The 22,017-nt window shown below is 70.4% G+C and carries 20 protein-coding genes; 14 read left to right on the top strand and 6 right to left on the bottom strand.

Features of this window, described 5'->3' with window-relative positions; translation table 11 throughout:
* Nucleotide 1 precedes the first annotated feature (1 nt).
* The 5 genes from BW982_RS13505 to groL all read left to right on the top strand — a co-directional run bounded on the left by BW982_RS13505 (nt 2) and on the right by groL (nt 4,006).
* Nucleotides 2-994 carry a DUF2332 domain-containing protein gene (locus tag BW982_RS13505; RefSeq protein ID WP_076494103.1) on the top strand — a complete coding sequence of 331 codons (993 nt, stop codon included), beginning with the start codon at nt 2-4 and terminating at the stop codon, nt 992-994.
* A 9-nt stretch (nt 995-1,003) separates the two neighbouring features.
* Nucleotides 1,004-1,258 (top strand): DUF3263 domain-containing protein, encoded by a 255-nt coding sequence (locus tag BW982_RS13500; protein WP_076494101.1) that lies wholly within the window; start codon nt 1,004-1,006, stop codon nt 1,256-1,258.
* A 35-nt stretch (nt 1,259-1,293) separates the two neighbouring features.
* Nucleotides 1,294-1,875, top strand: coding sequence for a LytR C-terminal domain-containing protein (locus BW982_RS13495; protein WP_076494100.1), 582 nt, complete (start codon nt 1,294-1,296; stop codon nt 1,873-1,875).
* Nucleotides 1,876-2,008: 133 nt separating this feature from the next.
* Complete coding sequence (locus BW982_RS13490; protein ID WP_076494097.1) at nt 2,009-2,212, top strand: cold-shock protein; 204 nt, start codon at nt 2,009-2,011, stop codon at nt 2,210-2,212.
* Between the two features lie 174 nt (nt 2,213-2,386).
* Nucleotides 2,387-4,006 (top strand): chaperonin GroEL, encoded by a 1,620-nt coding sequence (groL, locus tag BW982_RS13485; protein WP_076494096.1) that lies wholly within the window; start codon nt 2,387-2,389, stop codon nt 4,004-4,006.
* A gap of 131 nt (nt 4,007-4,137) precedes the next feature.
* Here the strand turns inward: groL and BW982_RS13480 are convergent, their stop codons facing one another.
* The 5 genes from BW982_RS13480 to BW982_RS13460 all read right to left on the bottom strand — a co-directional run bounded on the left by BW982_RS13480 (nt 4,138) and on the right by BW982_RS13460 (nt 10,396).
* A complete protein-coding gene (locus BW982_RS13480; RefSeq protein ID WP_254845601.1) occupies nt 4,138-5,889 on the bottom strand; it encodes a sensor histidine kinase in 1,752 nt (583 codons plus the stop codon).
* 55 nt (nt 5,890-5,944) lie between these two features.
* Nucleotides 5,945-6,637, bottom strand: a complete 693-nt coding sequence (locus tag BW982_RS13475; RefSeq protein WP_076494091.1) for a response regulator transcription factor — start codon at nt 6,635-6,637, stop codon at nt 5,945-5,947.
* A gap of 69 nt (nt 6,638-6,706) precedes the next feature.
* Nucleotides 6,707-8,356 carry a DNA repair helicase XPB gene (locus tag BW982_RS13470; RefSeq protein WP_076494090.1) on the bottom strand — a complete coding sequence of 550 codons (1,650 nt, stop codon included), beginning with the start codon at nt 8,354-8,356 and terminating at the stop codon, nt 6,707-6,709.
* Between the two features lie 47 nt (nt 8,357-8,403).
* Nucleotides 8,404-10,125 (bottom strand): helicase-associated domain-containing protein, encoded by a 1,722-nt coding sequence (locus BW982_RS13465; protein ID WP_076494088.1) that lies wholly within the window; start codon nt 10,123-10,125, stop codon nt 8,404-8,406.
* 1 nt (nt 10,126) lies between these two features.
* A complete protein-coding gene (locus BW982_RS13460; RefSeq protein WP_076494086.1) occupies nt 10,127-10,396 on the bottom strand; it encodes a multidrug ABC transporter ATPase in 270 nt (89 codons plus the stop codon).
* 106 nt (nt 10,397-10,502) lie between these two features.
* Here BW982_RS13460 and BW982_RS13455 point away from each other — a divergent pair, with 106 nt between their 5' ends.
* Together BW982_RS13455 and BW982_RS13450 are read left to right on the top strand one after the other, a co-directional pair.
* Nucleotides 10,503-10,886 (top strand): cold-shock protein, encoded by a 384-nt coding sequence (locus BW982_RS13455; RefSeq protein ID WP_076494085.1) that lies wholly within the window; start codon nt 10,503-10,505, stop codon nt 10,884-10,886.
* Nucleotides 10,870-11,496 (top strand): DUF3027 domain-containing protein, encoded by a 627-nt coding sequence (locus BW982_RS13450; RefSeq protein ID WP_076494083.1) that lies wholly within the window; start codon nt 10,870-10,872, stop codon nt 11,494-11,496. The genes BW982_RS13455 and BW982_RS13450 overlap by 17 nt, the downstream gene beginning before the upstream one ends.
* A 144-nt stretch (nt 11,497-11,640) precedes the next feature.
* Here the strand turns inward: BW982_RS13450 and serC are convergent, their stop codons facing one another.
* Nucleotides 11,641-12,762 (bottom strand): phosphoserine transaminase, encoded by a 1,122-nt coding sequence (gene serC / locus BW982_RS13445; protein ID WP_076494082.1) that lies wholly within the window; start codon nt 12,760-12,762, stop codon nt 11,641-11,643.
* A gap of 96 nt (nt 12,763-12,858) precedes the next feature.
* Here serC and BW982_RS13440 point away from each other — a divergent pair, with 96 nt between their 5' ends.
* From BW982_RS13440 to BW982_RS13410, 7 genes are all read left to right on the top strand, one after another.
* On the top strand, nt 12,859-13,557 hold the full coding sequence (locus BW982_RS13440; protein WP_076494080.1) for an iron-dependent transcriptional repressor DtxR: 699 nt from the start codon (nt 12,859-12,861) through the stop codon (nt 13,555-13,557).
* A 355-nt stretch (nt 13,558-13,912) separates the two neighbouring features.
* A complete protein-coding gene (locus tag BW982_RS13435; protein ID WP_254845600.1) occupies nt 13,913-14,704 on the top strand; it encodes a M23 family metallopeptidase in 792 nt (263 codons plus the stop codon).
* A 341-nt stretch (nt 14,705-15,045) separates the two neighbouring features.
* A complete protein-coding gene (locus BW982_RS13430; protein WP_076494077.1) occupies nt 15,046-15,543 on the top strand; it encodes an HNH endonuclease in 498 nt (165 codons plus the stop codon).
* Between the two features lie 71 nt (nt 15,544-15,614).
* Entirely contained in the window at nt 15,615-16,172 is a 558-nt protein-coding gene (locus BW982_RS13425) for a cysteine hydrolase family protein (RefSeq protein WP_076494075.1), read from the top strand.
* A gap of 84 nt (nt 16,173-16,256) precedes the next feature.
* A complete protein-coding gene (locus tag BW982_RS13420) occupies nt 16,257-16,988 on the top strand; it encodes a hypothetical protein (RefSeq protein ID WP_254845599.1) in 732 nt (243 codons plus the stop codon).
* Entirely contained in the window at nt 16,988-18,532 is a 1,545-nt protein-coding gene (locus BW982_RS13415) for a DNA polymerase Y family protein (RefSeq protein WP_076494073.1), read from the top strand. The genes BW982_RS13420 and BW982_RS13415 overlap by 1 nt, the downstream gene beginning before the upstream one ends.
* Before the next feature lie 39 nt (nt 18,533-18,571).
* The gene (locus BW982_RS13410) at nt 18,572-22,006 is read left to right on the top strand and encodes an error-prone DNA polymerase (RefSeq protein WP_076494071.1); all 3,435 of its coding nucleotides are present in this window, start codon (nt 18,572-18,574) and stop codon (nt 22,004-22,006) included.
* Nucleotides 22,007-22,017: the final 11 nt, after the last annotated feature.

The raw sequence follows: 22,017 nt of genomic DNA, 5'->3' as shown, positions 1-22,017 counted from the left end.
GATGGACCAGGATGCCGTGACCGCCGTCGTCGCCCGCTACGGACGCTTCGCACGCGAGGAGGCCCCCGGCCGCTCCCGGGCGTACGAGGAGTGGGCGCGACGGGTCGAGACCGACCCGGACGTGGCCGAGGTCCTGGCGCGGATCCCGGACACGCATCGCCAGCCGCCGCTCGTCTTCGCCGTCCTGCGTCTCCTCGGAGCGCCCATGGACGCGGACGACGCGTGGGCCGCCTGGATCGTCGCGCACGCCGACGTCATCGTCGCGGAGTGCGGGCGGCGCGCCCTGCAGACCAACGAGCCGCTGCGATGCGCCGCACTGCTCCCCGCGCTGTCGCTCATCGAGGGGCCGATCGCTCTGATCGAGATCGGCGCGAGTGCGGGACTCTGCCTGTACCCGGACCGCTACTCGTATCGTTTCCGGACCCCCGGCGGCGTCGTGAGGAGCCTCGACCCGTCGGACGGGCCGAGCCCGGTGATCCTCGAGTCCGACCTCGAGGGCGATCCTTCCCTCCGCCTCCCCGACGTCGTCTGGCGGGCGGGGATCGATCTGCAGCCGCTCGATGCGCGCGACGAGGACGACCGTGCCTGGCTCACCGGGCTGGTGTGGCCGGGGGAGGAGGGGCGACGCGAGCGCATCACGGCGGCCCTCGACATCGCTGCCGCCGACCCGCCGCTGCTCCTGGCCGGCGACGGGGCGGCCGCCCTGCCGGACCTCGTCGCCCGCGCCCCGCGCGACGCCACGATCGTGGTGACGACGCCCGGCGTCCTCGTCCATGTCCCGCGGCGTCACCGCGGTGACATCATCGCGGCGGCCCGAACCGCGGGGCGGTGGGTGACCCTGGATGCCGCGGGCCTCCACGAGGCGTGGACCACGGCGCCCGAGCTGCGTCCCGGGGGCTTCGCCCTCGCGCTCGACGGCGCGGTGCTCGCCAGCGTCGATCCGCTCGGGGCTTGGGTGGCGTGGCATCCGGGATCCGCGTATCGCCCGCAGTAGCGTGGCGTCGTGCCCCTCTCCGACCGCGACCGCGCCTTCCTCGTCTTCGAGGGCGAGTGGCGTCGCCACGGCGGTGCGAAGGAGGAGGCGATCCGCGCGGAGTTCGACCTCTCGCCCGCCCGCTACTACCAGTTGCTGGGGCGACTGCTCGACGATCCGGCGGCCCTGGCGTCCGACCCCATGCTGGTGCGGCGCCTCCGTCGTCGCCGCGACGAGGCCGCGGAGCAGCACCGCGCGCGCCTCGGGCGCACGGCGTCGCGCTGATCGGACGCTCGGGCACCGACCGGTAGCATCGTCCAATGCCCAGATCGACCTTCCCTCGGGATCGCTTCGACGACCTTGCGGACGGTGACGGCCGCGTCGGTGCCCACCGCGCCGAGCGCCCCCGCTCCCGCGGATGGCTCGTCTTCCTCTGGGCCACGCTGGCCACGGTCTTGCTGGTCATCGTCGGGATCTTCGGGGTGCTGGTGGCCTCCGGGCGCATCTCGACGGCTTCCGACCCGGAGCCGACGCCGACCGTTTCCGAGACCACTCCGCCGGCCATCGACACCTCTTACTCGGTCGTCGTGCTCAACGGCACCGCCGATGAGGGGCTCGCGGGCAACCTGCGCGATCAGATCGTGGCGCTCGGGTGGTCGGGTGACATCGTCCAGACCGGTGACTCCGACACGACCGACTTCGCGACGACGACCGTGTACTACCGGACTTCCGCCGACGAACAGGCCGCGCGCGGCCTCGCTGCCGCGATCGGCGGCGCGGAGGTCGCGCAGAGCGATTTCCTCCAGCCGACGGATGATCCGAACACCTCGGACGACGAGAGCGCCGAGAAGCGCCTGGTCGTGGTGATCGGTCTCGACAGGGCCTCCGAGCCCACCCCTTGAGCCCCTGCGGCGGCGCGTGTTTCCGCGGCGTAAAAAGTTGGATGCCGCCGTGTCAACAATGGCTCCACGGGCCGGAATTACGCGGTTCCTCGTGCTTACGATGACCTCGTCGTTCAGCAACAGGAGAGTTCGCATGGCCCAGGGCACCGTCAAATGGTTCAACGCCGAGAAGGGTTACGGTTTCATCACCGTGACGGACGGCCAGGACGTCTTCGTCCACTACTCGAACATCGAGATGTCCGGCTTCCGCGTCCTCGAGGAAGGGCAGTCCGTGGAGTTCACCGTCGGGTCCGGCCAGAAGGGCCCGCAGGCCGAGTCGGTGCGACTCATCGCCTGACCTCCCTCCTCTTCCCGCACGCCGCGGTCCCCGCTCTCGGGGGCCGCGGCGTCGTCGTGTTCCGGCGTCTCGCGCGGCTTGCACTCCCCAGGGGCGAGTGCCAGAATGAGTTAGCACTCGCTTTCGTCGAGTGCCAAATCTGGAAGTCACCCGTCCGGGAGGGACGACACACTTATGGCAAAGATCATCGCTTTCGACGAAGAGGCCCGCCGCGGTCTCGAGCGTGGCCTCAACACGCTGGCCGACGCCGTCAAGGTGACCCTGGGCCCCCGCGGTCGCAACGTCGTGCTCGAGAAGAAGTGGGGCGCCCCCACGATCACGAACGACGGTGTCTCGATCGCCAAGGAGATCGAGCTCGACGACCCGTACGAGAAGATCGGCGCCGAGCTGGTCAAGGAGGTCGCCAAGAAGACCGACGACGTCGCCGGTGACGGAACCACCACCGCGACCGTCCTCGCTCAGGCGCTCGTGCGCGAGGGCCTGCGCAACGTCGCGGCCGGCGCGGACCCCATCTCGCTCAAGAAGGGCATCGAGAAGGCCGTCAAGGCCGTCACCGACGAGCTGCTCGCCTCGGCCAAGGAGGTCGAGTCCAAGGAGCAGATCGCCGCGACCGCGTCGATCTCCGCCGCCGACCCCGCGATCGGCGCGCTCATCGCCGAGGCCATCGACAAGGTGGGCAAGGAAGGCGTCGTCACCGTCGAGGAGAGCAACACCTTCGGCACCGAGCTCGAGCTCACCGAGGGTATGCGCTTCGACAAGGGTTACATCAACCCCTACTTCGTCACCGACCCCGAGCGCCAGGAAGCGGTCTTCGAAGACCCGTACATCCTGATCGCGAACCAGAAGATCTCGAACATCAAGGACCTTCTGCCCATCGTCGACAAGGTGATCCAGGAGGGCAAGGAGCTCCTCATCATCGCCGAGGACGTCGAGGGCGAGGCTCTCGCGACGCTCGTGCTCAACAAGATCCGCGGCATCTTCAAGTCGGTCGCCGTCAAGGCTCCCGGCTTCGGCGACCGCCGCAAGGCTCAGCTGCAGGACATCGCGATCCTCACCGGCGGCCAGGTCATCACCGAAGAGGTGGGCCTCAAGCTCGAGAACGCCACCGTCGACCTGCTCGGCCGTGCGCGCAAGGTCATCATCACCAAGGACGAGACCACGATCGTCGAGGGTGCCGGTGAGTCGGAGCTGATCGAGGGTCGCGTGACCCAGATCCGCCGCGAGATCGAGAACACCGACAGCGACTACGACCGCGAGAAGCTCCAGGAGCGCCTCGCCAAGCTCGCCGGTGGCGTCGCCGTCATCAAGGCCGGTGCCGCGACCGAGGTGGAGCTCAAGGAGCGCAAGCACCGCATCGAGGACGCCGTGCGCAACGCCAAGGCCGCCGTCGAAGAGGGTGTCGTCGCCGGTGGTGGCGTCGCGCTCATCCAGGCCGGCAAGAACGCGCTGGGCAACCTGAACCTCAGCGGCGACGAGGCCACCGGTGCCAACATCGTGCGCGTCGCCATCGAGGCCCCGCTCAAGCAGATCGCGCTCAACGCCGGTCTCGAGCCCGGTGTCGTGGCGAACAAGGTCGCCGAGCTGCCCGTCGGCCACGGCCTCAACGCCGCGACCGGCGAGTACGGTGACCTGTTCGCACAGGGCATCATCGACCCCGCCAAGGTGACCCGCTCGGCCCTGCAGAACGCCGCGTCGATCGCCGGCCTCTTCCTCACCACCGAGGTCGTCGTCGCCGACAAGCCCGAGAAGGCCGCCGCTCCCGCGGGCGACCCGACCGGTGGCATGGACTTCTGATCCACGCCTGAGCGACCAGAGAACGCCCCCTCCTTCGGGAGGGGGCGTTCTCGCGTTGTGGCGCCGTGCCCGTCGCCGAGTGACTCCGCGGGTGCGTGCCTCGACCCGCGTCGGCGGGGCGGAGAGGCGCGCTACTCGCCGGCGACGTCGGGACGCAGTGCCTCGGGGAGGCGCTCCAACGGCTGGGTCGTGATGAGCGCGTGCTCACTGGCATCCCGGCGCTCCGCGAGTGGCAGCGAGACGCGGAACGTCGCGCCGCCGCCGGGGGTGTCGAGAACTTCGACCTTCCCGTGGAGCAGATCGACGATGGATGCCACGATCGACAGCCCCAGGCCGGAGCCGCCCGTCTCACGGGTGCGCGAGGTGTCGGCCCGCCAGAACCGCTGGAAGATCTGCTCGCGGATCTGTTCCGGCACGCCCTCGCCGTGGTCGATGATCTCGATCCATCCCATGTCGGTCTCGGCATCCACCCCCACCCGCAAGCCGATCGGGGAGTCGTCCGCGGTGAACCGTCGCGCGTTGCCGAGCAGGTTCGCGACGACCTGGCGGACCCGGTTCTCATCGCCCAGGACGATCGGTGCGAGGCTCGTCACGCGTCGGGGCGGGGGACCCGCATCGGCCGTGCCCCGCGACACGTTCTCGGTCTCCGGCGCGGGAGAGTCGGCGGCATCCCGTCGGCGCCGGAGCCGTGACAGCGTCGCACCGGCGATGGCCATCGCCGAGGTGGTCGGCGCCGTCCGGCGGCGCCCCGACGTCGACGACCCGTCCTCCGCCGGAAGCTCGGGATCGAGCCTCATGACCGGTAGCACGATGGCGGCGCGACTGGTCGTGTCGTCGACGGTGACCTCGCGTTGCGGGGAGGTCACGCGCAGGTCGAGCGCGGCATCCCGCGCGATCGGGCGCAGATCGAGGGTCGTGATCGCCACGTCGCGCCGCTCGTCCAAGCGGGCGAGCGCGAGGAGGTCCTCGACGAGCGCCCCCATGCGGATGGCCTCCTTCTCGATGCGCTCCATGGCCTGGGCGACGTCCTCGTCCGAACGGATCGCGCCCATCCGGTAGAGCTCGGCGTACCCGCGCATCGTCACGAGCGGGGTGCGCAGCTCGTGGCTCGCGTCGCCGATGAACCGGCGCATCTGCCGGACCGTGGCATCCCGCTGGGTGAGGGCGCCGTCGATGCGCGCGAGCATCGCGTTGATCGCCGCTTTGAGGCGACCCACCTCGGTGTCGGGGACGATGTCGGTCAGACGCTGGCTGAAGTCGCCCGCGGCGATGTCCATGGCGGTCGTCTCGACCTGACCGAGACTGCGGAAGGTCAGCGTCACGAGGGCACGGGTCAGCAGAGCACTGGCGATGAGGATCAGCAACGCCACGAAGCCGTAGATGCCCACGTACGCCGCGACGATACGGTCGGTCGGCGCCAACGGCTGGACGACCATCTGCGTGTAGAAGCTGTTGTTGCCCGGGACCTGCAACAGCCCCACGCGCGCCAGGAAGTGCTGACCGGACACCGGATCTTCGAGCTCGATCCGCCGGTCGACCTGGCTGTAGGTCTGCTCCACCGAGAAGGTGTCCGGCAGCTGCGGCACGGTCTTCGCGCCCGTGCCGTTGTAGAACGCCACGCGCTGCGCGTCGGGGCCGTACACGACGACCATCGAGCCGATCGGCGGGGCGTTGTCGACCTGCGTGAAAGCCAGTCCGCCGTCGACCTCGTTCGTGACGAACACGCTGTTGGCGATGTTGCTGGCCGCCTGCTGCTTGAGCTGCTCGTCCAGGTTGTCGATCAGCGTCGTGCGCAGGAACACCAGCGTGCCGATGCCGGCGGCCACGAGCCCGACGGCGAGCAGCGTCACCGTGACGCCGGTGACCTTCGTGCGAAGGCTCAACCGGCGCCACCAGTGCGTCAGGGCATCGTCGGAATTCTCCAGGATCGCGCTCCGCTCAGGCGGTCTTGCCCGACTTCAGCATGTAGCCGAAGCCGCGCTTGGTCTGGATCAGAGGCTCGGTGGAGTGCGGGTCGATCTTGCGTCGCAGGTAAGAGATGTAGCTCTCGACGATGCCGGCGTCGCCGTTGAAGTCGTACTCCCAGACGTGGTCGAGGATCTGCGCCTTCGAGAGCACGCGGTTCGGATTAAGCATCAGGTAGCGGAGCAGCTTGAACTCGGTCGGGCTGAGGTCGATCGACACGTCGCCGACGCTGACGTCGTGCGTGTCCTGGTCCATGGTCAGTTCGCCGGTCCGGATCACCGACTCTTCGTCCGCCTGCATCGTCCGGCGGAGGATCGCCTGGATGCGCGCGACGATCTCGTCGAGGCTGAACGGCTTCGTGACGTAGTCGTCACCTCCGGCGTTCAGTCCGGTGATCTTGTCCTCCGTCTCGTCCTTGGCGGTGAGGAAGAGGATGGGGGCCGTGTAGCCCGCCCCCCGGAGGCGCTTGGTGACGCTGAACCCGTTCATGTCGGGCAGCATCACGTCGAGCACGATGAGGTCGGGTTCCTCCTCGAGGACCGCGGAGATGGTCTGTGCGCCGTTGGCGACGGCTCGGACCTGGAATCCGGCGAAACGCAGGCTCGTGATGAGCAGGTCGCGGATGTTGGGTTCGTCGTCCACGACGAGGATGCGCGGTGCTGTCATGCGCCCATTATCGTGACTTCACTCAAGGAACCGCTGGATATCGCGAGAAACGCCGAGTGCTGGTAGAGCTCAGGCGGCCTCTGCGGTGATTCCCTCGGCATCCAGGATCGTGTAGGCGTAGCCCTGTTCGGCCAGGAAACGCTGGCGGTTCTGGGCGAAGTCCTGGTCCACCGTGTCGCGCGCGATGAGCGTGTAGAAGCTGGCCGTGTGACCCGACTGCTTCGGACGCAGCAGGCGTCCGAGGCGCTGCGCCTCCTCTTGTCGCGACCCGAACGAGCCCGACACCTGCACGGCGACGGAGGCCTCGGGAAGGTCGACCGAGAAGTTCGCGACCTTGGAGACGACGAGCAGCGAGATCGTTCCCTCGCGGAAGGCCTGGAACAGCTCTTCGCGCTCGGCGACCGGCGTCGCACCCGTGATCTTCGGGGCGTCGAGGGCTTCGGCGAGCTCGTCGATCTGGTCCAGATACTGCCCGATCACGAGGACGCGCTCGCCCGGATGCCGATCGACCAGGCGCCGGACGACGTCGATCTTCGCCGGCGCGGTGGCGGCGAGGCGGTACCGATCCTCGTCGGCCGCCGCGGCGTACTCGAGCCGCTCATCGGCGGGCAGATCGATGCGCACCTCGTAGCAGGCGGCGGGGGAGATGAAGCCCTGGGCCTCGATCTCCTTCCACGGCGCGTCGAAACGCTTGGGCCCGATGAGACTGAAGACGTCGCCCTCGCGTCCGTCTTCGCGCACGAGGGTCGCGGTGAGGCCCAGGCGGCGGCGGGCCTGCAGATCGGCGGTGAGCTTGAACACCGGCGCGGGCAGCAGGTGCACCTCGTCGTACAGGACGAGTCCCCAGTCGAGCGCGTCGAGCAGGGCCAGGTGGGCGTACTTCCCGCCGCGCTTGGCTGTGAGGATCTGGTAGGTCGCGATCGTGACCGGCTTGATCTCCTTCGACTGGCCGGAGTACTCGCCGATCTCCTCGGGGGTCAGGCTCGTGCGCCGGAGCAGCTCGTCGCGCCACTGGCGCGCGCTGACGGTGTTGGTCACGAGGATCAGCGTCGTCGTCCGGGTCTCCGCCATCGCGCCCGCGCCGACGAGGGTCTTGCCCGCGCCGCAGGGGAGCACCACGACGCCGGAGCCTCCCTCGGAGAACGACTCGACCGCCTGCCGCTGGTAGGGGCGCAGCTTCCACCCGTCCTCGGCGAGGTCGATCGGGTGCGGCGTCCCGGGCGTGTAGCCCGCGAGATCTTCCGCCGGCCAGCCGATCTTCAACAGCTCCTGCTTGATGTGACCGCGGGCCCACGCGTCGACGGTGTAGCTGTCGGGAGTGGGGTGGCCGATGAGGAGCGGAGCGATCCGCTTGTTGCGGGATACCTCACCGAGCACGGCGGGATCCGTGGAGCGCAGCACCAGCGCCCCCTCTTCGTCGCGCTCGATCACCAGGCGGCCGTACCGCCCCACCGTCTCACGGATGTCGGTGCTCACGGACGCGGGCACCGGGAAGCGCGACCAGCGGTCGAGCGTCTGCAGCATCGCGTCGGCGTCGTGCCCGGCCGCGCGGGCGTTCCACAGCCCGAGCCGCGTGATGCGGTAGGTGTGGATGTGTTCCGGTGCGCGCTCGAGCTCGGCGAAGACCGCGAGCTCGTGTCGCGCGGTCTCCGCATCGGAGTGCGCGACCTCGAGGAGCACCGTGCGGTCGCTCTGGACGATGAGGGGACCGTCAGCCATAGCGTTCGATTCTACCGGTGCGTCGGACCGGGCGTCGCCGTCGGCGCTCAGGGCACGGGGCTGACCGCGTCGATGTGCGACAGCGGCACCGTGCGCTCGACGTCCGCGGCGCGATCTCGCCCGCGCAGGCGCCCGCCGCCGAGTCCGGTCGCTTCGAGACGGAACACGCGGGCGGACCCGTCCGGCAACCGCACCGTCACGTCGACGACGGCGCGGGCGCGCACCGCCTGGTCGAGCTCGCGCTCGAGCCACGCGGCATCCGAGTCCTCGCCTCCGGCGCGCAGGCGTGCGATCAGCGGGGCGTAGAGGTCGGACGGGTCGTCGGGCGTCTCTGCCGCGGCGAGCCTCGCCCTGTCGACCGCGCGCGGGCGCCCGTCCTCGTCGACCGCGACCGTCGGGTACCGGGCGTCGCTCAGGGCCCAGAAGACGACGTCGGCCGCGACGTGCGAGATGAGCTCGTCGCCCGAGCGGCTGAGCGCCACCGAGCGCAGTGAGGTGTCGACCTCCATCGCGCGCAGCAGTGTCTCGTCGTCGGTGCGGACAGTGGTGAGACCGGATGCCACGTCGGCGGTCACTCGAACGCGCCCGTGCTCCGCCGAGGTGCGCTCGATGACGTAGGCGAGCGGTTGGGGGAGACCGGTGAGCGAGATTCCGGTCAGGAAGTCGCGCAGACTGTCGGCCGTCTCTCCTGCGGTGATGGCCGCGCCGATCGTCGCCGCGCTGAACCGGTAGCTCGACGCCTGTGCGCGCGACTCTCGTGCCGCCATACCGCGCAGCCGCACGTCGAGGTGCGGGGCGAGAGGACCGGGCGCGATCGCGGTGAGGTCGTTCTGCAGGTACACCTTGTCGACCTCGGGCGGCAGCAGGTCGCGCAGTGCGGAGGTGTCCACGTCGGCGCCCTCGGCCAGACCCCGGCCCCACGGGGGCACCGCGCCGCGAGCGTCGAGCAGCCCCCACGCCTGCAGGCGCAGCGTCCACCGCGCGGCACGCTCGGGACCGGCCGGATCGAAGGGAGTGGCTCCGGCCCAGGTGGGTTGCGGAATCCATCCGCCCGAGGGTGTGCGGTAGGCGCGGGGGAGTGCGTTGCGGAGCGCCCGCGCGGTCGACGCCCACCGCTCGAGCGTGGGCAGGCGCAGCCAGGCGCGTCCGTTCGCGGTCACGAGCCAGGCGCGGCCGTTCGTCCCCAGCAGCCCGGTTCGGGCCGCGAGCCCCACCAGCAGATCGGCCTCTTCCGGGGAGGGGGCCGCGCCCGCGTCGACGAGGCGCCGGCGTTCGCTCGCTCCCAGTGATCCGGACCCGATCCGACCGAGGGGGGATTCGAGGGTGAGCAGAAGGACGTCGGCCAGCGCCGCGGCGTTGGTGAACGCCGCCTCCGCGGCTGCCGCGTCGTCCGACACCTCCGCCACGGCGGCCGGCGTCGGCTGCGGCAGGCCCTCTGGCGCCGCGTCGAGAACCGCGGCGGCGACCGCGGCGTACGCGCGGCCGTCGTCATCGACCAGGGCGCGTTCGTGGAGCGCGCGTGCGATCTCGCCGGTCGCCGGGATGCCGTCGGCCGCCGCCGCGACGAGCGCCTCGGCTTCGTCGCGATCGAGCGCAGGCAGCGCGCGCGCGACGGAGGCGGGGTCGAGCAGCGCGTCGGCGGCGTCGAACATGTCTCGCCAGGTGGCGGACGCCGACACGTGGCGTTCGGCGAGGAGGCGGGCGAGGGCCTCGTCGCCGATCGCGCTCAGCGAGACCGCCAGTGCGCGTTGGTCGGAGGTCTCGGGCACGTCAGCGTCCTCTGTTGGCGCGTGCCCTTCGCACGAAGCTCATGATGAGCACGGCCATCATCATGAGAAAGGCGATCGGAAGGGCGATCAGGGGCAGGACCACGACCGTGGGCCAGATGCCCTCGCCGAAGTTCGTCACGCCCGCGGGTCGCGCGAGGATGACCGTGAAGAAGCACACGATCGACAGGATCCCCAGGCCCAGGGACATGAAGGCCAGGATCCGGTCGATACGACGGATCGGGACGTCGCCGTCGGGGGTGCGCGTGCTCATCGTCGTCAGCCTACTGCCTGGCGGGCGTGCCGTAGGCTGAGGGGCCGGGATCCGATCGGGTCCCGCGTTCCGCCGCGCGATCGCGCACACATTCAGCGAGGTGTCCATGCCCACCGGCAAGGTCAGGTTCTACGACGACGAGAAGGGCTTCGGCTTCATCACCACCGATGACGGCCAGGACGTGTTCCTGCACGCCACCGCCCTGCCCGCCGGGACCCCCGGGCCCAAGGCCGGCACCCGTCTGGAGTTCGGTGTCGCCGATGGCAAGCGCGGCCTGCAGGCACTTTCCGTGCGGGTGCTCGAGGCGCCCGTCAGCATGGCCAAGCGGTCGCGCAAGCCCGCCGACGACATGGCGATCATCGTCGAAGACCTCGTGAAGCTCCTCGACGGCATCGGCGGCGACCTGCGCCGCGGACGCTACCCCAGTGGTGCGCACGCGAAGAAGATCGCCGCGGTCCTGCGCAAGGTCGCCGATGACTTCGAAGCCTGAGCCCGTCGCCGACGAACGGCTCCTCCACGCGCACGACCTCGCGCTGGCGGCGCTCTACGAGATCACCCCGGCGGAGACCGTCGGACCGGCTGCGGGTCACGTCGTCGAAGCCGACGACGTCGTCTCGCTCCGGTTCCACACGCGTCTCGCCGGCTACCCCGGGTGGTACTGGACGGTGACGGTCGCCCTCGTCGAGGACTCCGAGCCGACCGTGCTCGAGGCCGAGCTCCTGCCCGGCGACGGTGCGCTGCTGGCGCCCGACTGGGTGCCGTGGGCCCAGCGTCTGGCCGAGTACCAGGCCGCCCAGGTTGCTGCGGCGGCGGCGGGCGTCGAGTCCGACGACGACCTCGACGACGACGCTGACCTCGACGACGACGCCGATCTCGATGACGACACCGACGACGAGGACGACGCCGACGACGACCAGCCGAAGGCGCGGCTGCACGCGGGCGACCTCGACGGCGTCGACATCGATGAACTGGACGACTCGGCCGACGCCACGGACGACGAAGCCGAGTACGACGACGACTCCGAGGACGACGACCCCGACGAGGACGACGACCCCGACGCGGACGACGACTTCGACGACGAGCACGAACGCAGCTACTGACGCGACGTGCGCTCGGACGTTCCCTGGCCGATGCGGCCGCGGGGGACGGCGCCGTGCGTCGCGCGCCTCGGATCGCTCCGGAAGTGACCTTCGAACGACGGAAGCCGCCCCGCGCGAGTCGGGACGGCTTCGGTCGAGAAGGGCTCAGGCCCCGGGAAGGTGTTCGATCGTGTAGTCGATCGCGCCGATGAGACGCCGCACGTCCTCGGGCTCGATCGAGACGAACGTCGCGATGCGGAGCTGGTTGCGGCCGAGCTTGCGGTAGGGCTCGGTGTCGACGATCCCGTTCGCGCGCAGGCTCTTCGCGATCGCGGCGGCGTCGATCGATTCGTCGAAGTCGATCGTGACGACGACGGGCGAGCGATCGGCGGGATCCGCGACGAACGGCGTCGCGACGTCGCTCGCCTCGGCCCACGTGTACAGCGCGGACGACGACTCCGCCGTGCGTGCGGCGGCCCACGACAGGCCGCCGTTCTCGAGGATCCAGCCGAGCTGCTCGTCCAGGAGCAGGAGCGTCGCCAGCGCCGGGGTGTTGAGGGTCTGCTGCAACCGGGAGTTGTCGACCGCGTTCTTGAGGCTCAGGAACTCGGGGATGTACCGATCCGACGCTGCGATCCGCTCGATGCGCTCGATCGCCGCCGGTGAGACGGCGGCGTACCAGAGGCCGCCGTCCGAGCCGAGGTTCTTCTGCGGGGCGAAGTAGTAGACGTCGGCCTCGGCGACGTCGAAGTCGATCCCACCGGCCGCGCTGGTGGCGTCGATGACGGTGAGGGCCCCGGCATCCCCGTGCACACGGGTGATGGGAGCGGCCACGCCGGTCGAAGTCTCGTTGTGGGGCCACGCGTAGACGTCGACGCCCTCGACGGCGTCGAAGGCGGCACGGGTGCCGGGTTCGGCGCGTCGCACGTCGGGGGCCTGCAGCCAGGGAGCCGCGGCCGCGGCGGCGAACTTGCCGCCGAATTCGCCCGACACGAGGTTCTGGCTGCGGTTCTCGATGAGACCGAAGGCGGCGGCATCCCAGAACGCGGTCGATCCGCCGTTGCCGAGGATGATCTCGTACCCCTCGGGCAGGCGGAACAGCTCGGCGAGCCGCTCGCGCGTGCTGGCCACGAGGTTCTTCACGGGAGCCTGACGGTGCGAGGTTCCGAGGATGGTGGCCCCGCGGGTGACGAGCGCTTCGAGCTGCGCACCGCGCACCTTCGAGGGGCCGCACCCGAAGCGGCCGTCGGCGGGCAGGAGGTCGGTGGGAAGGTCCACGTGCGGCATGGGTCGATTCTAGGGCGGGGGTCGGTCGCTCCCGGCGCGTGTGTCGGAGGGGGTCGATAGGCTGGGAACACCGCTACGACGCACGAGGACTGCTGAATGACCGATCTCATCGACACCACCGAGATGTACCTGCGCACGATCCTCGAGCTCGAGGAAGAGAACATCGTGCCGCTGCGCGCGCGCATCTCTGAACGGCTCGGACACTCCGGACCCACCGTCTCGCAGACCGTGGGGCGCATGGAGCGCGACGGCCTCGTCGTCGTGTCCGAAGACCGCCGGCTCGAGCTCACGGGCGACGGTCGGCAGAAGGCCGTCGACGTCATGCGCAAGCACCGTCTCGCCGAGCGCCTGTTGAGCGATGTCATCGGCCTCGACTGGGCCTACGTGCATGACGAGGCCTGCCGCTGGGAGCACGTCATGAGCGAGCAGGTCGAGCGCCGGCTCGTCGAGCTGCTCGGCCACCCCACCGAGTCCCCCTACGGCAACCCCATCCCGGGCCTCGACCAACTGGGAGACGTGGCGGGTGCGACTTTCGAAGAGGGCGTCGTGGGTCTCGTGCGGAAACTGACGGATGCCGGCGAGCCGATCTCCGGTACCGTCCGACGTCTCGCCGAGCCGGCGCAGGTCGACCCGGAACTCCTCCAGCAGCTCAAGGCCGCGGGAGTGCTGCCCGGTGCGCGGGGAAGCTACCGCTTCAACGAGGGGTACGTGCTCGTCGAGATGGACGGCGTCGACGAAGGGCTCGAGCTTCCCGTCGAGGTCGCCTCGCACATCTTCCTCGTCGACGAGGTCTGATCGCGGCGTCGACCGAGGTCGTACCCCGGACATCGTCTGTACACCACGTCGCTAGGCGTGACAGTTTCGTTATCTTCGGGTAGCCTCTGAGGGTCCACAGGCGAGAAGCCCGCCGTCGGACCCCTCGCGGTTTGCCTCACCGGCTCGTCGTCCGCAGAGGGTGAAGCCCGCACATCGTGCCCCCAGATCGAGTGCTGACGAGCCAGCGTGACAACGCAGAGGCGCCGGAGGAAATTTGGCTGAACACACCGATCCCGTTGCGGACCTGCCCGAGGTCCCTGCGGCGGGTCAGACTCGAAAGAGCGCGCGTGCCGCGGTCTCCCGACCCGCTCGCCGCACCCCGCAGACGCCCGCCGTGGTCTCCTCGACCGTGGCCCGTCCCGCGCCCACTCCTCGCTCCTCGTCGTTCCGGCGAGGGAAGAAGCCGTTGCGCAGTGCCGTGATCCTGTCGATGGTCGCCGGCCTCGTCGCTACCGTCGCGATCCCCGCGTACGCGGCGTCGATCCCGGCCGCCGAGACGATGACGCTGCAGGAGATGTCGGCTGCCGACAACCAGTCCCTCGTCGTCGCATCGAACGCGAACGCCGAGACCCTGGACCGCAGCAGCTACTCGGCCACCACGGCCGAAGAGATCCAGAAGAAGAAGGATCAGGAGGCCGCCGCCGCGGCCGCCGCCGAGCGTGCTCGACAGCTCGCCGCCAGCGCGAACGTCGCCGTCTCCTCGATCAACCTCAATATGACCGCGCCCGGTTCGGGCGAGGTGCGCTGGCCGATCACGAACTACGTCCTGGGCCGCGGCCTGTGGGACTCCGGCTACCACCAGGGCGTCGACCTCCTCGCCCCCCAGGGGCAGCCGATCTTCGCCGCCGCCGCGGGCGTCGTGAGCGTGTCGTCCGAGAGCTACGGCGGCTACGGCGTAGGCATCGTGATCGAGCACGTCATCAACGGCCAGAAGGTGTCCACGACCTACGGTCACATGACGTACGGCAGCCGGCAGGTCCAGGCGGGTCAGACCGTCGCCGCGGGCCAGCTCATCGGCCTCGTCGGTTCGACCGGCAGCTCGACGGCCAACCACCTGCACTTCGAGGTGCACATCAACGGTTCCGTGGTCGACCCGTACGCCTGGCTCCAGCAGAACGCGAGCTGATCGCCGATCTCCTCAGACGGCGTGCCGGAGACGATCGTTCTCCGACACGCCGTCTGTCGTTTCCCTGTGGAGCGGACCCCGGGCGTGTCGCGGTGGGTTAGCCTGTTCGCGACGTCGGGAGAACCGAAGGGAACGCTGATGGACACCATGCCTCGCATCCGCACCATGGATGCGCTCGGGCTGCTCGTCCTTCGGCATCGTGTGAGCGGATGCCGCGGGCTCACCGCGACTTCCAGGGCGCTGTCTGCTTAGACAGCGCCTTTTTTCATGCCCCTGCGCCTCTTCCCCTGTCGCGAGTCGAACATCCGAGAAGCCGTCTCGGCCATTCGAGAGGAAACGGAATGCGCACACTGGTGCTGAACGCGGGCTATGAGCCGCTCGCCGTCGTGTCGTTCAAGCGGGCCCTGGTGCTCGTGATGAACGAGAAGGCCACCGTCGTCGAACGCGTGGACGGTGATCCCGTCTGGGCGGCGGCCGGCACGTACGATCGCCCCGCGGTGATCATCCTCACGCGCTATGTGCGCGTCCCGGGCGCCCGCCGCGTTCCGGTGACCCGGCGGGGGGTGCTGCGTCGTGACGGGCACCGTTGCGGTTACTGCGGGAAGGCCGCGTCGACCATCGACCACGTGCTTCCCCGCTCGCGCGGCGGAAAGGACACCTGGGAGAACCTCGTGGCCTGCTGCCTGCGGTGCAACAACGTGAAGGGCGATCGCACGCCCCAGGAGATGATGTGGGAACTGCGTCTGATCCCGGGGCCTCCGCACGGGTCGTCGTGGACGGTGCGCGGTGTCGACAAGTCGGATCCTCGGTGGGAGCCCTATCTCGCGCTCGCCGCGTGACGGCGGTTTCCTGACGCAGGTCGTCCGCATCGCTCCGCCCGCGGCATCCCGGTCGGTGGTGTGATGGAGCCATGACTCGTGCTCTTCTCGTGATCGACATGCAGCGTGGTTTCGACGACCTCGGATTCTGGGGTCCGACGGCCAATCCGGACTGCGAGGCCCACGTCGGTGCGCTCGTGGACCGGTGGACGGCCGACGGGGAGCCCGTCGTCGTCGTACGCCACGACTCGCGGTCGGAGGGGTCGCCGCTGCACCCCGCGTCGCCGGGGAACGCCCTCGTCGATGTCGTCGCCGCGGTCGAGCCGGCACTCCTCATCACCAAGGACGTCAATTCGGCGTTCTACGGCGACCCCGACCTGCACGCGTGGCTGGGGGAGCGTGGCATCCGGGAGCTCGTGATCTGCGGCATCCAGACGAACATGTGCGTGGAGACGACCGCACGGATGGGCGGGAACCTCGGCTACGACGTGACGGTCGTGCTGGATGCCACGCGCACCTTCGATCTGTCCGCCGAGGTGCCGGGGTTGGGGACGGTGACCCGCACGGCGGGGGAGCTGATGGCGGACACCGCGCTGGTGCTGCAGCAGGGCGGATTCGCCCGGATCGCGCGGACCGCCGACCTGGTCTGAGCCTCCGGGGACGATGTCGGAGGGTGATCGTATCTTCGAATCACAGGGATTGAGAGCGTAGAACGCATGTTCTAACCTGTGGGAGTGAGGGCGATCGTGCGAGACCAGGCGGAGGCCGTTCCCGACATCCACGCGCTCCGAGATCGCCTCGAGCGGATGCAGGGGCGTCGCATGGACGCACCGGTGCTGCCGACGCATCCCGCCTTCACGTCGCTCCTTCCCGGTGGGGGGTTGCGGTCGGGGTCGGCGTACGCGATCGCGCGATCGATGTCGTTGCTGTTGGCGCTCATGGCCCGTCCGTCGCAAGACGGCGCATGGTGCGGTGTCGTCGGCATGCCCGAGCTCGGGGCGGAGGCGGCCGAGAAGTACGGCCTCGATCTCGACCGGCTGGTGTTCATCCCCGACCCGGGGCCGCGCTGGTTGGCGGTGACGGCCACGATCGCCGAGGTGCTGCCCGTCGTGGCGGTGCGGCCTCCGGCCGGAGCGAACACCGCCCGTGCCGGAGCCGAAGCCACCCGTCTCGCGGCGCGGCTCCGCGATCGGGGCACCGTCCTGCTGGTGCAAGGCCCCTGGCCGCAGGCGGAGGCGGTGATCGATGTCGCCGATCCGCGGTGGGCGGGGCTCGGGCAGGGGCACGGCTACCTCGCGGGACGCGAGCTGACCGTGTCGGTCAGCAGCAAGCGCACCCCCACGGCGCGTCGGGCCCGCATGCTGCTCCCCGCCGCCGATGGATCGATCGAACTGCTCGGTGCCCCGACCGAGAGGCTCGTCCCACGCGAGCGGACCGAATACCGGCCGCAGCGGGTCGCGGGATGATGCGCGAGCCCACCCGCAGCCTGGTGCTGTGGCTCCCCGACTGGCCGGTCGTGGCGTATCGCCGCGAGGCCGTCCGACCGCCGCGGGCCGATGCCCCTCTCGCGGTGTTCGAGAACAACACCGTCGTGGCCTGCTCCGCCGCGGCCCGTGCCCAGGGCGTGCGCAGAGGTCAGCGGCGCCGTGACGCTCAAGCCTTGTGCCCGTCCGTCCTCGTCGTCGCGGCCGACTCCGTACGTGACGCACGAGTGTTCGCTCCCGTGGTGGCCCTCGTGGAGGAGCACGCCCCGGGGGTGCAGATCGTGCGCCCCGGACTCTGCGCCCTCCGCGCGCGCGGGCCGGCACGCTACTACGGAGGCGAAGAAGAGGCGGCGCGCATGCTCGTGCGACTCCTGGTATCCGAAGGGTTCGCCGACGCGCGGGCGAGCGTGGCCGACGGGGTCTTCACCGCCGAACATGCCGCGCGCATCACCCGAGCCGACGAGCCCGTCCGGGTGGTCCCCGGCGGGCAGGCCGCGGGGTTCCTCGCCCCGCTCCCGGTGACCGCGCTCGACGACGTCGACCTCGCGAGTCTGCTGGCGCGCCTCGGAGTGCATACCCTGGGCGAGTTCGCCGCGATGCCGGTCGAACGCGTCCGCGAACGTTTCGCCGAGCGGGGTGCACGGCTGCACGCCCTCGCCTCCGGGCGCGACTCGCAGCCGGTGCAGCCCCGCACGCCTCCGCCCGAACTGCACCGCGAGGTCGCCTTCGAGCCGCCGCTCGAACTCGCCGATCAGATCGCCTTCGGCATGCGCGTCGCCGCCGAGGAGTTCATCGCGCGCCTCGGGGAGCAGAACCTCGTGTGCACCGAGCTCCGCGTGGTGCTCTCGGGTGAACGCGGGGAGCGCAGCGAGCGCGTCTGGCTGCACCCCGGATCGTTCGATGCCGCCGGCGTGGTCGATCGCGTGCGCTGGCAGCTCGCGGAAGACGGCCGGGGCATCTTCGGCAGCGGTGTGGCCGGGGTGTCCATCGAGCCCGAAGCCGTCGACGACGCGGCGCACCACGCCAAGGGTCTCTTCGGCGCCGGTCCCGACGAGCGGGTGCACCACGCCCTCTCGCGGGTGCAGGCCATGCTCGGTCACCGCGCCGTCGTCACCCCCGTCATCGGCGGGGGACGCTGGCTGGCCGAGCGGCAGGTGCTGGTGCCCTGGGGGGATCGTGCGATCACAGCGAAAGACCGTGCTCGGCCGTGGCCGGGGAGTCTTCCCGACCCGCTGCCGGCGACCGTGTACCCCGAACCGCGCCTCGTGGAGGTCACCGACATCGCGGGAGCGTCGGTCACGGTGGGGGAGCGCGATGCGCTGAGTGCCCCGCCGGCGATCCTCGAGGCCGGCGGGCGCCGGGTGCGGATCCGCGAGTGGGCGGGGCCGTGGCCGATCAGTGAACGCGGATGGGATCCGCTGCGGCGACGGCACGCCCACCGGTTCCAAGTCGTCGACGCCGACGGCGGTGCATGGCTGCTCGTCGTCGAAGACGGCGAATGGCGGGCGGAGGGGCGTTATGACTGAGCGCCGACGGGCCCGCCCGCGGCGGACGGGAGAGCGCTGATGGGCTTTCACAATCCGCCGGTGAAATGGTCCGAGCTCGAGCGGGCGCTCAGTGGCGAGCGACGGCCGGCCTCGGCGCCGCCGAACGCGGACGGCGGCGACAGCCCCGCCTGGTCGCACAAGCGCGGCCCCTACGTCCCTCCGACGATCGAGCGCCCCGCCGATGCCGTCCCGTACGCCGAACTGCACGCGCACTCGTCGTACTCCTTCCTCGACGGGGCGTCGTCACCCGAAGAGCTCGTCGAAGAGGCCGAGAAGCTGGGTCTCCACGCGCTCGCTCTCACCGACCACGACGGTTTCTACGGCATCGTCCGATTCGCCGAAGCGGCGGAGGTCCGTGCCGTGCGCACCGTCTTCGGTGCCGAGCTCTCGCTCGAGCTCCCGGGGCCCCAGAACGGCCAGCCCGACCCCGCCGGTTCCCACCTGCTCGTCCTCGCCCGCGGCGAAGAGGGATACCACCGGCTCGCCGCGGCCATCACTCACGCGCAGCTCACCGGCGGCGAGAAGGGCCGACCGGTCTACGACCTCACCGATCTGGCCGAACGTGCCGGCGGCCCCGCGGATCCGCAGTGGGCGATCCTCACCGGATGCCGGAAGGGGATGGTGCGGCAGGGCTTGGCATCCGAGGGCCCGGCGGGAGCCGCCCGCGCACTCGATCGTCTGGTCGACCTGTTCGGTCCCGCCGCCGTGCACGTCGAACTCATGGACCACGGCGGTCCGCTCGACTCGGCCCACAACGACCTGCTCGCCGCGCTCGCGGTCGAGCGGGGGCTCGCCGTTCTCGCCACGAACAACGTCCATTACGCCGCCCCGAAGAAGGAGCTGCTGGCCGCGGCCGTCGCCGCCGTGCGCGCGAACCGCAGTCTCGACGAACTCGACGGGTGGCTGCCCGCGCACGCCGGTGCGCACCTGCGCTCGGGAGCCGAGATGGCCGCGCGGTTCGCCCGCTACCCGGGAGCGGTGGCGCGCACCGTCTCGCTCGCCGACGAGCTCGCGTTCCCTCTGCGTCGGGCGAAGCCGGCTCTTCCGAAGCAGGCCGTCCCCGAGGGGCACACGCCGATGTCGTGGCTGCGGCACCTGGTGTGGGAGGCGGTGCCCCGCAAGTACCCGCGCCTCTCGGCCGACGATCGGCGGCGCATCGAGCGCGAGCTCGAAGTGATCGAGATGAAGGACTTCCCGGGGTACTTCCTGATCGTGCACGGGATCGTGGCCGAGGCGCGGCGGCGCGGCATCCTGTGCCAGGGGCGGGGTTCTGCGGCCAACAGCGCCGTCTGCTACCTGCTCGACATCACCGCGGTCGACTCGATCTTCTACCGGCTGCCGTTCGAACGCTTCCTGTCGAGCCTGCGCGACGAAGAGCCCGACATCGACGTCGACTTCGACTCCGACCGGCGCGAAGAGATCATCCAGTGGGTGTACGAGACCTACGGCCGCGACCGGGCGGCGCAGGTGGCGAACGTCATCCAGTACCGTCCCAAGAACGCCGTCCGCGACATGGCCCGCGCCCTGGGGCATTCACCCGGCCAACAGGACGCCTGGTCGAAGCAGGTCGAACGGTGGGGAGCGACGCTCGAGAGCGGCGCCGATCACGACATCCCCGACGAGGTCATCGAGTTCGCGGCCGAGCTGCTCAAGGCGCCGCGGCACCTCGGCATCCATTCCGGCGGCATGGTGCTCACCGACCGGCCGGTGGGGGAAGTCGTGCCGATCGAGCACGCCCGCATGGAGAACCGCACGGTGATCCAGTGGGACAAGGACGATGCCGCCTGGATGGGGTTGGTGAAGTTCGACCTGCTGGGACTCGGCATGCTCGCGGCGTTGCAGTACTGCTTCGACCTGATCCGGGATGCCACGGGTGAGAGCTGGGAGCTGTCGACGCTGCCGAAGGAAGAGAAGGCCGTGTACGACATGCTGTGCCGCGCCGACTCGATCGGGGTGTTCCAGGTCGAGTCCCGCGCACAGATGGGGCTGCTGCCACGCCTGCAGCCCCGGCGTTTCTACGACCTCGTGGTGCAGATCGCGCTGATCCGACCGGGGCCCATCCAGGGGGGTGCCGTGCATCCGTTCGTGCGGCGGAAGCTCGGGCAGGAGCCGATCACCTACGTGCACGAGAACCTCCGGCCGGTCCTCGAGCGCACCATGGGCGTGCCGGTGTTCCAGGAGCAGCTCATGCAGATGGCCGTCGCCGTCGGCAACTGCACCGCCGAGGACGCCGACCTGCTCCGACGCGCGATGGGGTCGAAGCGCGGGCTCGAGCGCATCGATTCGCTGCGCGAGAAGCTCTACGCCGGGATGGCTCAGAACGGGCTCGTGGGCGCGGTGGCCGATGAGCTGTACGCGAAGATCCAGGCGTTCGCGAACTTCGGGTTCGCCGAATCGCACTCGCTCTCGTTCGCGCTGCTGGTCTACGCCAGCTCGTGGATCAAGCTGCACTATCCGGCGGCGTTTCTCGCGGGGCTGCTGCGCGCGCAACCGATGGGGTTCTATTCGCCCGCGACGCTGACCGCCGACGCCCGCCGCCACGGGGTGCGGGTGCGTCGCCCCGACCTGCTGCGATCGGGCGTCGAGGCCGGGCTCGAGCCGCTCGACGACGAGACCGGGGTGCCGGATGCCGACCGCCGCCGTCCCGCGACCGGGCTCGACGCGTGTGCGCGCGCCGACCAGCCCCCGACGGGGGACTTCGACCGCTCGGCTCCCGACGAGACCGAGGCGCACCGGCGGGACGGGGCGTTCGCGGTGCGGATGGGCCTCGCCGGGGTCACCGGGATCGGGGCGAAGGTCGCCGAACGCATCGTCGCCGAACGGGAGAGCGGCGGTGCGTACCGCGACCTGCGCGATCTGGTGCGCCGCACGGGGCTCGTGACCGCTCAGCTCGAGGCGCTCGCGACGGCCGGGGCGTTCGAGTGCCTCGGGCACTCGCGACGCGAGGCGATCTGGTTGTCGGGGTCGGCGGCGCAGGACCGGCCCGAGTTCCTGCCGGATTCGGTGGCCTTCGTGCAGCCTCCGCTGTTCACCGATCCGTCGAGCTACGAGGTGCTCGCCGCCGATCTGTGGGCGACCGGGCTCTCCACCGACGACCATCCGCTCACGCACTTCCGTTCCGCCCTCGATGCGCGCGGTGTCCTCACCTCGCGCGAGCTCCGCACGGCCGAGACCGACCGTCGCGTCGAGGTGGCGGGCCTGGTCACGCATCGGCAACGGCCGGCGACGGCATCCGGGATCACGTTCCTCAACCTCGAAGACGAACACGGACTCATGAACATCGTGTGCTCGGTGGGGGTGTGGAACCGGTATCGACGGATCGTGCGGGAATCGCCCGCGCTCATCGTGCGGGGCATGCTCGAGAGGTCGGTCGAGGGGGTCACGAACGTGGTCGCCGACGGCTTCACCGACCTCCGCGTGGGGGTGGCCCACGCGTCGCGGGACTTCCGATGACGAGGGGGGCC

Source organism: Microbacterium sp. RURRCA19A (assembly GCF_900156455.1).
Lineage (GTDB): Bacteria > Actinomycetota > Actinomycetes > Actinomycetales > Microbacteriaceae > Microbacterium.
This window is presented reverse-complemented; position numbering and strand designations above follow the sequence as displayed.